13 protein-coding genes are annotated in these 13,340 nt (G+C 37.8%); 11 read left to right on the forward strand and 2 right to left on the reverse strand.

Going from position 1 to position 13,340, the window contains the following annotated elements; genetic code table 11:
- From ftsY to ftsX, 3 genes are all read left to right on the forward strand, one after another.
- The coding region (gene ftsY / locus H4J69_RS13625) for a signal recognition particle-docking protein FtsY (protein ID WP_182251974.1) at window positions 1-967 on the forward strand (967 nt) is incomplete at its 5' end.
- A gap of 71 nt (window positions 968-1,038) precedes the next feature.
- The gene (gene ftsE, locus H4J69_RS13630; RefSeq protein ID WP_182217164.1) at window positions 1,039-1,737 is read left to right on the forward strand and encodes a cell division ATP-binding protein FtsE; all 699 of its coding nucleotides are present in this window, start codon (window positions 1,039-1,041) and stop codon (window positions 1,735-1,737) included.
- Complete coding sequence (gene ftsX / locus H4J69_RS13635) at window positions 1,721-2,707, forward strand: permease-like cell division protein FtsX (protein ID WP_404842489.1); 987 nt, start codon at window positions 1,721-1,723, stop codon at window positions 2,705-2,707. The genes ftsE and ftsX overlap by 17 nt, the downstream gene beginning before the upstream one ends.
- 21 nt (window positions 2,708-2,728) lie before the next feature.
- Here ftsX and H4J69_RS13640 read toward each other — a convergent pair whose 3' ends face one another.
- Complete coding sequence (locus tag H4J69_RS13640; protein WP_259367755.1) at window positions 2,729-3,946, reverse strand: EAL and HDOD domain-containing protein; 1,218 nt, start codon at window positions 3,944-3,946, stop codon at window positions 2,729-2,731.
- A gap of 336 nt (window positions 3,947-4,282) precedes the next feature.
- Here H4J69_RS13640 and rpoH point away from each other — a divergent pair, with 336 nt between their 5' ends.
- Together rpoH and H4J69_RS13650 are read left to right on the forward strand one after the other, a co-directional pair.
- On the forward strand, window positions 4,283-5,146 hold the full coding sequence (rpoH, locus tag H4J69_RS13645) for an RNA polymerase sigma factor RpoH (protein WP_182175927.1): 864 nt from the start codon (window positions 4,283-4,285) through the stop codon (window positions 5,144-5,146).
- Window positions 5,147-5,434: 288 nt separating this feature from the next.
- The gene (locus H4J69_RS13650; RefSeq protein ID WP_182244647.1) at window positions 5,435-8,068 is read left to right on the forward strand and encodes an EAL domain-containing protein; all 2,634 of its coding nucleotides are present in this window, start codon (window positions 5,435-5,437) and stop codon (window positions 8,066-8,068) included.
- Between the two features lie 18 nt (window positions 8,069-8,086).
- Here H4J69_RS13650 and H4J69_RS13655 read toward each other — a convergent pair whose 3' ends face one another.
- Entirely contained in the window at window positions 8,087-9,109 is a 1,023-nt protein-coding gene (locus H4J69_RS13655; RefSeq protein WP_182244646.1) for a hypothetical protein, read from the reverse strand.
- A gap of 92 nt (window positions 9,110-9,201) precedes the next feature.
- Between H4J69_RS13655 and tatA the strand changes: the two genes are divergently transcribed.
- The 6 genes from tatA to hemB are packed head-to-tail and all read left to right on the forward strand — an operon-like array spanning window position 9,202 to window position 13,319.
- Window positions 9,202-9,441, forward strand: coding sequence for a Sec-independent protein translocase subunit TatA (gene tatA / locus H4J69_RS13660; RefSeq protein ID WP_070375334.1), 240 nt, complete (start codon window positions 9,202-9,204; stop codon window positions 9,439-9,441).
- Between the two features lie 3 nt (window positions 9,442-9,444).
- Window positions 9,445-9,864, forward strand: a complete 420-nt coding sequence (gene tatB / locus H4J69_RS13665; protein ID WP_182230308.1) for a Sec-independent protein translocase protein TatB — start codon at window positions 9,445-9,447, stop codon at window positions 9,862-9,864.
- 4 nt (window positions 9,865-9,868) lie between these two features.
- Window positions 9,869-10,612, forward strand: coding sequence for a twin-arginine translocase subunit TatC (tatC, locus tag H4J69_RS13670; protein ID WP_182217156.1), 744 nt, complete (start codon window positions 9,869-9,871; stop codon window positions 10,610-10,612).
- A gap of 21 nt (window positions 10,613-10,633) precedes the next feature.
- Window positions 10,634-11,422: a TatD family hydrolase gene (locus H4J69_RS13675; protein WP_182221389.1), complete on the forward strand. Its 789-nt coding sequence runs from the start codon at window positions 10,634-10,636 to the stop codon at window positions 11,420-11,422.
- Window positions 11,422-12,261, forward strand: coding sequence for a GGDEF domain-containing protein (locus H4J69_RS13680; RefSeq protein ID WP_182244645.1), 840 nt, complete (start codon window positions 11,422-11,424; stop codon window positions 12,259-12,261). The genes H4J69_RS13675 and H4J69_RS13680 overlap by 1 nt, the downstream gene beginning before the upstream one ends.
- A gap of 38 nt (window positions 12,262-12,299) precedes the next feature.
- The gene (gene hemB / locus H4J69_RS13685) at window positions 12,300-13,319 is read left to right on the forward strand and encodes a porphobilinogen synthase (RefSeq protein WP_070375340.1); all 1,020 of its coding nucleotides are present in this window, start codon (window positions 12,300-12,302) and stop codon (window positions 13,317-13,319) included.
- The last annotated feature ends 21 nt before the right edge of the window (window positions 13,320-13,340 follow it).

Below are 13,340 nucleotides of genomic sequence, written 5' to 3' on the forward strand. Positions count from 1 at the left end.
AGAGCCAGAGCCAGAGCCAGAGCCAGAGCCAGAGCCAGCAGCTAAGGCTGGTTTCTTTGCTCGATTAAAGCAAGGACTCACTAAAACACGCCAAAATATTGGTGGTGGAATATTTACTTTATTCAGTGGCAAAAAAATTGATGACGAGTTATTTGAAGAACTTGAAACACATTTACTGTTAGCTGATGTGGGTATTGAAACGACCACAAAAATTATTAAATCACTTACAGAAAGTGCATCACGTAAACAGCTTAAAAATGCTGAAGCTTTGTATGATTTACTCAAAGAAGAGTTAAAGAAAATTATTGAGCCAGCAAGTGTGCCGTTAGAGATTAATAATGATTCAGGTCCTTTTGTTATCTTAATGGTCGGTGTTAATGGGGTTGGAAAAACCACCACTATTGGTAAATTAGCGAAAAAATTTCAAGCTGAAGGTAAATCGGTCATGCTAGCGGCCGGTGACACGTTTAGAGCAGCGGCGGTTGAGCAATTACAAGTGTGGGGCGAGCGCAACGATATTCCTGTTATTGCCCAGCATACTGGCGCAGACAGTGCTTCTGTTATTTTTGATGCGATTAGTGCCGCAAAAGCCCGTGGTGTTGATGTACTCATTGCCGATACGGCTGGCCGGCTGCAGAACAAAAGTCACTTAATGGATGAATTGAAAAAAGTTGTCCGTGTTATGAAAAAGATTGATGATAAAGCACCTCATGAAGTGATGTTAACTTTAGATGCAGGTACTGGACAGAATGCGTTAAGCCAAACAAAATTATTTAATGAAGCGGTTGGTTTGACGGGACTAACATTAACCAAGCTTGATGGTACGGCTAAAGGTGGTGTTGTGTTTGCTATTGCCGATAAAAATGCGATTCCTATCCGCTATTTAGGCGTCGGTGAAGGCATTGATGATTTACGTCCGTTTAACGGTGAAGATTTTATTGATGCATTATTCACCCAAGATAGCTAAGATTTACGGTATAGTTTTGATGCCCGACTACACTATGTGAATAATAACAAAAATAAGAGTATGGCCATTTTATGATCCACTTTAACAATGTCAGTAAAACCTATCCCGGTGGCTTTCTAGCACTTAAAAATGTTAGTTTTGAATTGGCTGCGGGGGAAATGGCATTTTTAACCGGACATTCAGGAGCGGGGAAAAGTACACTATTAAAGCTAATGAGCTTAATGGAAAAGCCGACCAGTGGTAAAATCCAAATTAACGGTAATGAAATATCAAATATAAAGTATAAAGATATTCCTTATGCTCGCCGAAAAATAGGAATGATTTTTCAAAACCATAATCTATTAATGGACAGAACTATTTTCGATAATGTTGCATTACCTTTAGTCATTGAAGGGTATAGCCACAAGGAAACCCGAAAACGCGTGGAAGCAGCGCTAGATAAAGTCCACTTGAGCGATAAATTACGTTGTTTTCCTAATATGTTGTCAGGTGGAGAGCAGCAGCGAGTTGGCATTGCTAGAGCATTAGTGAATAAACCATTAATCTTGCTTGCTGATGAGCCAACCGGAAACTTAGATCCTAAGCTTTCCTTGGATATTATTCGCTTGTTTGAAGAATTTAATGATTTTGGCGTTACCGTACTCATAGCTACGCATGATCTGGGGCTAATTGCTAGAATGAAATATAGAACGCTGACGCTTAAGCAAGGTTCAATGATCACCGATGGTATCGTTGAAGGTTTACAAGTTAGGCATGAAAACAATGAATAAACCTACCCGTTTTGGCCAACCTTCGCAGAAATTAAATTTTGCAGCAAAAATAACAGATAGATTAATTCGACATGTTCAACAAGCCGTAGGTAGTTTAGGCGATTTATGGCGTACTCCTTTCACCTCAATAATGACGGTTTTGGTTTTAGGTATCAGTTTAACCTTACCGGCTACGTTACATCTATTTGTCAAAAATGCTAAAGCCATCAGTGAACAGTGGGATACCGCCTCAGAAATCAGTTTGTTTTTGAAATTGTCAGTGACTGACAAAGCGGCACAAAACTTAGTTCATCGAATTGAACTTTATCCTGAGGTTGCCAAAGTTACTTACATCTCGGCAGAGCAGGCTTTACAAGAGTTTAAAACCTTATCTGGTTTTGGACAGGCGCTAGAATATTTAGATAAAAATCCCTTGCCAGCAACACTGTTAGTGACCCCAACAACGCGTGCTAGTCAAACACAGGCGGCTGGAGAGTTATTATTGAAGCTAGAAAAAGAACGAGAGGTTCAGCAAGGAAAATTAGACCTAGAATGGCTTTCTCGATTAGAAGCTATTGCTAAACTTATTGAAGATATCGTGGTAGGTATCGGTGCATTACTGTGTTTGTCTGTGGTGCTCATTATTGGCAACACTATACGCTTGGCTATTTTAAATCAAAAAGATGCGATTGCTGTGATGAAACTTGTCGGCGCGACGGATAGCTTTATTCAGCGTCCTTTTTTATATGCGGGCCTTTGGTATGGTATTTTGGGGGGTGTGGTCTCTTGGTTATGTGTGGCTCTGCTCGCTAAATATTTATCGGGAGCTCTCTCTGAATTAACCCATTTATATCAGAGTAACTTTATTATTAGTGGTTTAAGCTTTTCAGAAGCGATGACACTGATATTATTTGCCGTTATACTCGGTTTATCAGGAAGTTATATTTCAGTGCGTAAGCATATTCGTGCCATAGAGCCTACCGCTGATTAATAAAGCCGACTAAATGTCGATTTAAGTTCCACAGGCGATCATTTCGTCTGCCCATGACAGTGAGTCTTTATAAGCTTGAAAACAAAGTTCACTCTCTAAGGTAATTCTCTTAGCAATTTCTTCACCCTCTGCCCATAAGCCTTGTTCAATGTTTTTTACTAATGACAAGTAATCTCCAAGGTCACACTGCTCGCTTCTTAATGCCGATTTTATGCCTTGATGAATAGGTAATACACCTAATATATATTCTAATTCATGGTCTAAAATACCATCGATTAACGATAATATACCGGTGAGAAAAGCTTTAGGCGGATTTTCACTTTCAAAGCGGCAAAGGGCTATTTTTTCACAAAACTTAGCTCGTGCTAAAGAAAGACGCATAATTTCTGGATTTTTATCTGAGCTTAAATCTGACAGCGCAAGCAACGCAATAAATTTTTTCAGTTCAACTTGTCCTATATAAGCAAGAGCATGTTTTAACGAGGTTATTTCCTGGCTACTACCATAGGTAGGACTATTGATAAAACGCAGTAATTTATAGGTTAAGCCGGGGTCAACGGCAAAAATTTCACTGATTTTGTTAATGTTTAACTCTACTTGGCTTGCTTGGCTGATCAGTTCGAGGATGTTTTGTTTTGCCGTGGTAATTTTTCGCTGTTTTAGCATTTCTGGTTTTGCAAAAAAATAACCTTGAAAAAGTGTAAATCCCAGCATTTTTAATCGTTCAAATTGTTGTGAAGTTTCTACTTTTTCAGCTAATAGTGTTACGTTTAGTCCGGCAAGTTTTCTGACCAGCTTGCTAATTTCTAGAATAGAAAATTGTAGGACATCAATTTTGATAATGTCTATGATGGGGTAAAATGGTGCCCACTTTTCATCAAAATCAAAATCGTCTAAGGCTAATTTATAACCCTTCTCATGAAGTGACTGGCAAGCAGCTAATAGCTCAGGGGTTACCGGAACGTCTTCTAAAATTTCTAATACCACGTTTTTGGGATCAAGGAAGCTTGGGAAGTGAAAAATCAAGGTATCAGCATGAAAGTTAATATATGCGGGTAGATCACCAGTGACTTGCTCTATGCCTAAGCTTAAATGGTTATTAGTTAGTATGTTAGATGTTGCTTGGTTAGGATCAATATCAGGAAAACTGTTACTTTTACCATCGCGAAAAAGCAATTCATAGGCAACAACATTTTGTTTAATATCTAAGATGGGTTGACGAGCAACATATGAGTACAAATTATGACCCTCTAAAATTCATTTATAAGTTACTTAAATACAATTTATAAGTTACTTAAATACATAAAGTAATAGCCACATCCTTGTTAAATTACATCTTGACACAAAAGCTAAGTTATTGTTTTGTAAGTTTTAAGTGTTTTCTGATGCTTTTATGTTAACAAATGAACACAAAAAAAGCAGATAAATTTACTAGACTGAGTTGTTTCGTCTTGTGTTGTAAGGTAATGTGTGATGCGTTGCTCGCCTACACGGTCGATGTATGCTATTATAGCGAGCTAGAAAGTTAAAAATTATTTAAGAGTTATTAAAGAGCAATAAAGAGGGGTTTTTAAAATGAGTAAACCGATACAATCAATGGCGCTAACAGTTCCACGTAGCGGTAGTATTGAATCTTACATGCAGTCTGCTTATGGCATTCCTATGCTTACTGCACAGCGTGAGAATGAACTCGCCACTCGTTTATATTCAGAAAATGATTTACAAGCGGCACAAGAGCTTATTATGTCGCATTTACGTTTTGTTATTCATGTAGCAAAAGGTTATGCAGGTTATGGTTTACCTCAAGCTGATTTAATTCAAGAAGGTAACGTTGGTTTAATGAAAGCTGTTAAGCGTTTTAACCCGGAAGTGGGTGTACGCTTAGTGTCGTTTGCTGTTCATTGGATAAAAGCTGAGATTCATGAGTTTGTGTTACGTAATTGGCGTATTGTTAAAGTGGCAACAACCAAGGCACAACGTAAATTGTTTTTTAACCTTCGTAAAAACAAAAAACGTTTAGGTTGGTTCAGTAATGACGAAATTAATAATGTTGCAGAGACTCTAGGTGTTACGCCTAAAGATGTTTTAGAGATGGAATCTAGAATGAGTAATCAAGATCAGGCTTTTGAGCTGTCGTCTGACGATGTTGATAATTCTGCTGGTGGAGGTTACTCTCCAGCCTTATATCTTGAAGATCATCAGTCAGATCTCGCTGTTCAGGTTGAAGATGAAGATCACTCTTCTCATGCTAATAAGCGTTTATCTAATGCCTTGGTCATTCTTGATGAACGCAGCCAAGATATTATAAGAACCCGTTGGTTAACTGAAGATAAAACGACGTTACAAGATTTAGCTAACAAGTATCATATTTCTGCAGAGCGTGTCAGACAGTTAGAAAAAAATGCCCTTAATAAACTTAAAGGCTCAATGGCTGCTTAGTTATTGGATCATGTCTGTACCAACAAAAAAACCGATTTACGTCGGTTTTTTTATGTCTGCTTTTTGTAGACTTTCTCTTTTGAGCACTGATACTAGCTTGCTTATGTTAATCATTAACGGTCTTTTGTCCCTTTTTGGTAAACGTGCGCAACTCGTCAATTATAGTGTACAAAAAATAGACATATACTGTATTGATCTTATCAATTCAAATAAGGTACTAGCCAAGTGATATTAATTTGGTAGACTAACCGCTTAAAAATAATACTAATAACTAACTATGGAATCGCCTTGACGGAATTAAAGGCAAAGGAAGACATTCTGGCATTACGTCAGCTTCCCAAATTAAAGTCTCTACTTAAAAAGTATCGGCAGGTTAAAACCATGCAGTCGGGTTTGTTGCAGTTGTCTGAATTGGCAAGCACAGTTACCGATATGGCAGCCTTTTATGCTGAGCTTAAAACGGTGATTAAAACATTATTAATTACCGATAGTTTTCACATCACCCTGATCAATTCAAAAAATAATCTTGAGCTTGCTCATTGTCACAACCCCGAAGAAATTCGTTTACATGATCATTTAAAAGTTGCTGATTGGCGAAAATGCTTAACAGGTATGGTTTTTGAAAATGAAAAGCCGATGCATTGCTCTGCTAAAGAGCGTTTCGCATTAGCAAAATCAGGCGATATTTTTCTTTATGGTTCATCCTGTGTTGATTGGCTTGGTGTTCCGCTTAGACGTGGCAATCAGGTTATTGGTGTTCTGGCATTACAAAGTTACGATGATAAACTTTACTTTGATGAATATGATTGTCAGTTGCTTGAATTTATTGCCTTGCATTTAGTGACCGCTATTGATCGTGTACGTAGTCGTGAATTATTAGAAGAAAGTATTTTACTGCGTACTGAAACGCTAACCGAAATGAATAAGCAGTTACAAGTTGAAATTGCTGAGCGTAAGAAAGCGGTAAAAATGCATAAAGCCTTATTATCAATTTCAGAAATTACGGCTAATTCACAAGATATTGATTGCTTCTATCGAGCTATCCATCAAGAAATTAATACTCTATTACCCGCAAAGAACTTATATATTGCTCTGTTAGATACGGGTGATAACAAAGATAACTCTATCGTGACTTTTCCCTATTATGACGATGAAAATGTGCATACACCTTTGCCTCGAATGTTAGGTTTTGGGCTGACAGAATTAGCGATAAATGCTGTTGCACCGACATTGATCACCGAAGGTAAAGTCTTTTATTTATCTGAGCAAGGTGAAATAACGAGTGAACCGCTGACGATAGATTATCCTAAAAATAAGATGCCACAAGCATGGCTTGCTGCACCATTGATGGAAGATGGCAAGATATTCGGCATATTAGCTATTCAGCATTACCAAGATTCGCAAGCCTATCAACAGAGTGACCTAACCTTAATACGCTTTATTAGCCAGCACGTTGATACCGCTATCTTACGTAAGCGTTCGCAAGCAGAAATAAAAAAACACCATGAAAAATTAGAAAATACGGTTAATCAACGTACCCAAGAGCTACAAGCGAGTAATTTAAATTTGCGTATGCAAATTGATGAGAGACGAAAAGCAGAAGCGCAACTTTACTATGAAGCACACCATGACGGCCTAACAAAACTGCCCAATAGAGCGATGTTTTCAGACCGATTGAGCTACTCATTACGACATTTGAAGCGTCATCCCGATCAACGCTTTGCCGTGTTATTTATCGATTTAGATCGCTTTAAAATGATTAACGATACATTGGGACACCATGCTGGAGATGAGTTTCTTATTGAGATAGCACTAAGATTACAAGACTGTGTCAGAGATAATGATATTTTAGCGCGTTTAGGGGGAGATGAATTTGTTATTTTGCTTGATTCACTACAATGTCAAGATGATATTGAAGAAGTGGCCTCACGCATTATTACCGCTGTTGCCAAACCTTTCAGTTTAGGTGGTCATACACTTTACTCGAATGCCAGTATAGGTATTGCGCAATGTAGCAGTCATTATAAGGATTCTCATGAAATTTTACGTGATGCTGATGCCGCTATGTATCAAGCGAAAAACTTAGGTCGTGGTCGTTATGTCTTTTTTGATGAAAGCATGCGAGAACAACTTATGGCAAGTATGACTTTAGAGCAAGAATTACGCGTTGCCATTACCAAGAGTCAATTTGAACTGCATTATCAGCAAATATCCAACTTAACGTTAACAAATACCATTGGTTTTGAAGCTTTATTACGTTGGCAGCATCCAACTAAAGGCTTACTAACGCCAAGTGAATTTTTATATATGGCCGAAGAAACCGGCATGATATTAGACATCGAAGCTTGGGTTATTAAAGAAGTTAGTCAACAATTAAAAAGCTGGCAACAAAATACCGAGTATTTTAATGCTTTTATTGGTATTAACTTATCAGGACGTCACTTAGTTCAAGCGAATCAGCTCAATAAGCTGATCAAGCAAATTAAAGACGCAGGTATAGAGCCTCATCGTTTAATTCTTGAATTTAATGAATCTGCATTTGCTCAACAAAGTGAATTAGCCCTGAAGAACTTACGTCGATTAAAAGAATTTGGGGTTAAACTCGCTCTAGATGATTACGGCGCGGGTTCATCGTCATTAAATTTCTTACACAACTACCCGTTTGAATTTATCAAATTAGACAGAAGTTTTGTTCGTACGCTAAATACTAATAATAAAAATTTATCGTTAGTTAAGGCTTTGCATGATTTGGGCAGTAACTTTGGCTACCATTTAGTCGCTGAAGGAATCGAGTCAGAGGAAATGTTGAAAAAGTTACAGAACGCCGGTTGTGAATTTGGTCAGGGCTTTCATATTAGTCGACCGATAAAAATGCCACGTATAATAACCGAAAGTGAGGTTATAGTTAAAGTTAGCGCCTAATTTTTCGTCAACAATTAATTATATTTTACTAAAAAAACCTTCTATGCGTAATGCAATTCCGGGTGTGGTGGTGTAATTATCCTCTTTTGACCACTCTAAAAATGGTTCTACTTCAAAAAACAACCATTTTTCTAGTGCATTGAATCGATAACGATAACTCAGCGTATATCTGTCGGTAAAAAAACCATATTGACCATTACGCTCACCTTCAACTTGTAAACCAACAACGGAGGCCGTTGTTGAATCTAATTGATTTAATTGATAAAAGCCGTGTTTCCATCGAATGCCACTAAATGATTCAGAGCCGCGAATAGTATAATTGATCCTATATTGTGATTTTTCATTATATTGATAATTATATTCAAGAAATAACTTAGCTCCAAGACCGTCGCCTAAAAAGTAATAGGTTGAAGGTTCAACTTTAAAACCATGCTTTTCATTGAAGGTATACAACTTGCGCTTACGTATTTTTACAAAAATATCGCCGCCTGAAATTCCTAATCGAGTATCAACTAAGCTATCGCTCTTCTTTTTAACCACATAACGTAAGGCAGCGGCGAAGCTTTCTTCATTTATTTCTGGGCGAGTACCAATACCATCGAGGGGTAACTGGCCGTCTTCAACGTCATCTTCATCGGAAAGAATCAAGCTCATCTTATCTTTAAAGTGAGGTAACTTTACTTTTAATCGAAAACGAGAGTCAAGCTCCGCCAAATGACGTGCTTTGGGTATCCAGCCAAAACGTATTTTGGCTGTTGCTTTGGGTTCAATTTGTTGGCTATCTATATCGGTAAAAAAACTATCGAACCAAGTCGCTGATTGATAAACGGAATTAGCGATGGTGTCGTGTACCTCTTGCCCCCAGTCATCGGACACAAGTGTGGGTACAACATGCCTTTGTGGATGTTTGATAGGTTTTACTATTTGCTTTTCAGTGTCACTGTCCATGTTTTGATCTTGTTTAGCATTACTCTGAAAAGTAGTGAAAGTAATGCTGATCATCAACAAGCAACTCAGATAAATAAGGTGCTTTTTCTGCAAAGTTTGTCCTATCGCATTATTTTGTCTATCAAAGGATGATTTTTCATTTTAAAACTTTATAATGAATCCATTCTAAATAATAGGGGTTTATCATGGGAAATATGGGTATTTGGCAATTATTAATTGTTGCGGTTATTATAGTGTTGTTATTTGGCACAAAAAAATTACGTAATCTAGGTGGCGATTTAGGCTCTGCGGTTAAAGGTTTTAAAAATGCTATGACAGATAGTAACGCTAAAAAGGAAGAAGAAAGTGCAGAAAATATTGCTGATAAGTCTGTTACTACCGACACCGAAGATAAAGTAAAAACAAAAGAAAAAGATCAGGCGTAAGCGATGTTTGATATTGGCTTTTGGGAGCTGTCGCTGATTGCGATAATAGGTATGATCGTTTTAGGTCCAGAACGTTTACCTGTTGCTATTAGAACGGTGCGCGGTTGGATAAGTGGTGTTCGTAAATTTAGTGATAGTGTAAAAACCGAGCTTACCGAAGAATTACGCATACAAGAATTACATGCTAATTTGAAAAAAGCTGAACAAGCGGATATGAAAAATCTATCACCTGAGATTGCTGAATCATTAAAAACATTACAAGAAGCTGCTGAGATGGTCAATCGTCCTTATCAACTCGATAAAGAGCCTGAAAAAGTTGACTCACAAAGTATTGTCTCAGAAAATATTGGAAAAAATGATAAGGTGACTGAAGAAGCAGCAGTCACTGCTAACCTTTCATCTTCACAAGAAAATAAAAAGTAACACCATGAATCCATCTCCAGCAAGTAGTTATACTTTATTTGATCATTTACTCGAATTACGCAGCCGATTGTTGAACGTTGTGGTGGGCGTTTTGGTTGTCTTTTTAGGCTTATTCTATTTCGCTAATGAAATTTATGAATATGTTTCCAAACCCTTAATGGAAACCTTACCTGAAGGGGGGCAAATGATCGCAACCGATGTTGCCTCTTCTTTCTTTGCTCCTTTTAAATTAACCATGGTACTTTCTATTTTTATTGCCATGCCCTTTATTCTTTATCAAATTTGGGCCTTTGTTGCGCCTGGCTTATACAAGAATGAAAAACGCTTAGTTATTCCACTGATGTTCGGCAGCACCTTGCTATTTTATGGTGGTATTGCTTTTGTCTATTATGTGGTTTTCCCAATAATTTTTGCTTTTTTTACTTCTGTAGCTCCTGAAGGGGTAAATATTGCCACCGACATTACCAGTTATTTAGATTTTGTTCTAAAATTATTCTTTGCCTTTGGGATTGTTTTTGAAATACCCATTGTTATTATTTTACTGTGTTGGACCGGTTTTACCGATCCCGACAGTTTGCGTGCAAAAAGACCCTATGTTGTTGTTGGTGCGTTTGTGGTTGGCATGTTGTTAACACCGCCTGATATTATTTCACAAACATTATTGGCCGTACCCATGCTGTTATTATTTGAATTAGGCGTTTTTATAGCGTCTATTTACCAGAAAAAAAACGAATCTGAAGAAGCTTAGTTTGATGAAACTGGATAGCTAATGATCGATATTGGCGTTAATTTAACAAATACTCGTTTTGATAAAGACCGTGATGAATTAATCGCGCGGGCTAAATCTGCTGGTATCAGGGCTATGTTGGTTACCGGAACTAATATCTCTGAAAGTCATAAAGCTTTACAATTATCTGCACAATATCCTGATTATCTTTATACCACAGCGGGTATACATCCCCATGATGCCGATAATGTCAGTGATAACTATTTAGATGACATTCGATTATTAGCTAAAAATAAAGCGGTAAAAGCGATTGGTGAATGTGGTTTAGATTTTAACCGTAATTTTTCTACGCCAAAGCAACAAGAAAAAGTGTTTGCTGAACAAATATCATTAGCTGCAGAACTTCAATTACCACTTTTTTTACATCAACGGGATGCTTTCCCTGTCTGGTTTCAATTACTATCTCCTTACTTAACCGCTGTGCCCGCTATGGTTTCTCATTGCTTTACCGGTAATGAAAATGAGTTAAATCAATGCTTATCAGCTGGTATGTATATTGGTATTACCGGATGGGTGTGTGACGAACGTCGTGGAGAACCATTACAAGCGCTTATTCCATCAATCCCATTAGATAGGTTAATGATTGAAACAGATGCGCCATATTTAACACCTAGAAGCATTAAGCCTAAACCCAAAAGCAGTCGCAATGAACCAAGCTATTTACCTTACGTCATAGAAAAGCTCGCCCAATTGTACCAATGCCATAGCGACGACATTATTAATGCCACCAGTGAAAATGCGCGAAAAGTTTTCAACTTAGGTGAGCGTTAATGATCTCACTCTTTAATCGGTCAACTTCTTACCTTTTTATTGTTGCAATATTAGTGGTGATTTTATCGATAATTCAGTTAGTTGTGCAATTTTCATCGCTGACCTTATTGTTATTAATTATGGCTCTCTTTATGGCGTTGTTAGTCTTTTCACAAGAAAAAAACACTAAAAACGCTCTTGCTAGCAATGCAACAGATCAGCACGTTGAAAATGAAGTTCAAGATAACGATGAGCTTGAAAGTAAAGTACAAGAGCGTACTTTAGAGCTCAATATTGCTTTGCAAGAACTCGAAGAAGTTAATAAAGAGTTAGAAGAAAAGAATACGTTAGACGACCTTACCGGTTTGTATAACCGGAGATTTTATGATCAAAAAATACTCGCTGAATATCGACGTAGTCGCCGTAACTTAACGCCCTTGAGCTTAGTGATTCTTGACATCGATCATTTTAAAAAAGTAAATGATACTTATGGTCACTTAGCCGGTGATGAATGTTTAATCATAGTGGCTGCTTGCATTAAAAGTTGCTTGCGAAGAAGTGCAGACATCAGTTGTCGTTATGGCGGTGAAGAATTTTGTTTAATTTTGCCTGAAACCGATAGCCAAGGGGCATTAGCACTGGCTGAAGAATTAAGGGAAAGTATTGCTAGCTGTCAGGTTAGCTACAATAACACTATCATAAGTCTAACCATTAGCTGTGGTGTTAGCACTTATTTACAACAAAAAGATGTTCAAGCCGAGCATCTCTTTGCCGCAGCAGATCAAGCCTTATATCAAGCAAAACATAATGGCCGCAATCAAGTGAGACAACAAGACTTTGTCAAAGCTAGCGATAGTTAACCGCTAACTTATCAACTTTATTTATATAGGAAAATTTTATGAGTAACGCTTTTGGGCAATTTCCTGCCCGCAGAATGCGCCGCATGCGCCGTGATGATTTTTCGCGTCGTTTAATGTCAGAAAATCAATTAACCGTTAATGATTTAATTTACCCGGTCTTTGTTCTTGATGGTGAAAATCAGCGCGAAGCTATAGCGTCTATGCCTGGCGTCGAACGTAAAAGTATTGATTTATTATTAGAAGAAGCGCAAGAACTGGTTGATTTAGGTATTCCTGCCATTGCTATATTTCCTGTCACTCCAGCAAATAAAAAGTCATTAATGGCTGAAGAAGCCTATAACCCTGAAGGGTTAGCTCAACGTACTGTTCGTGCACTAAAAGCAAAGTTTCCTGAATTAGGGGTAATAACCGATGTTGCTCTTGACCCTTTTACGACCCATGGACAAGATGGCATTCTTGGCATAAAGGGTAAAGATGAGGGTTACGTATTAAATGACATTACCAAAGAAATTTTAGTTAAGCAGGCGTTGTCTCATGCTCAAGCGGGTGCCGATGTGGTTGCCCCTTCAGATATGATGGATGGTCGTGTTGGGGCAATTCGTCAAGAATTAGAAAAACATGGTTTTGTAAACACGCGAATTTTAGCTTATTCAGCAAAATATGCTTCTAATTATTATGGTCCTTTTCGTGATGCTGTTGGCTCTGCAAGTAACATTAAAGGCGGTAATAAATTCTCATATCAAATGGACCCAGCAAACAGTGATGAAGCATTACATGAAGTTGCTCAAGACATCGCCGAAGGTGCAGATATGGTCATGGTAAAACCGGGTATGCCTTATTTAGATATTGTGCGCCGAGTTAAAGATACCTTTCAAGTGCCAACATATGCTTATCAGGTGAGTGGCGAATATGCAATGCACATGGCAGCCATTCAAAATGGCTGGTTAGCTGAAAAACCCTGTGTTATGGAAGGTTTGCTGGCTTTTAAACGTGCGGGCGCCGATGGTATTTTAACTTACTTTGCTAAAAAAGTGGCTTACTGGTTAAAAGAACAATAATGTGATCGCCCGATCTTAAGG

This window comes from Colwellia sp. BRX10-9 (genome assembly GCF_014077405.1).
Classification (GTDB): Bacteria; Pseudomonadota; Gammaproteobacteria; order Enterobacterales; family Alteromonadaceae; genus Colwellia_A.

Coding starts and splice junctions, on each gene's coding strand:
- rpoH (WP_182175927.1), top strand. CDS start 4,283: ATGAGTAAACCGATACAATCAATGGCGCTAACAGTTCCACGTAGCGGT.
- ftsE (WP_182217164.1), top strand. CDS start 1,039: ATGATCCACTTTAACAATGTCAGTAAAACCTATCCCGGTGGCTTTCTA.
- H4J69_RS13680 (WP_182244645.1), top strand. CDS start 11,422: ATGATCTCACTCTTTAATCGGTCAACTTCTTACCTTTTTATTGTTGCA.
- tatA (WP_070375334.1), top strand. CDS start 9,202: ATGGGAAATATGGGTATTTGGCAATTATTAATTGTTGCGGTTATTATA.
- H4J69_RS13675 (WP_182221389.1), top strand. CDS start 10,634: ATGATCGATATTGGCGTTAATTTAACAAATACTCGTTTTGATAAAGAC.
- ftsX (WP_404842489.1), top strand. CDS start 1,721: ATGAAAACAATGAATAAACCTACCCGTTTTGGCCAACCTTCGCAGAAA.
- hemB (WP_070375340.1), top strand. CDS start 12,300: ATGAGTAACGCTTTTGGGCAATTTCCTGCCCGCAGAATGCGCCGCATG.
- tatB (WP_182230308.1), top strand. CDS start 9,445: ATGTTTGATATTGGCTTTTGGGAGCTGTCGCTGATTGCGATAATAGGT.
- tatC (WP_182217156.1), top strand. CDS start 9,869: ATGAATCCATCTCCAGCAAGTAGTTATACTTTATTTGATCATTTACTC.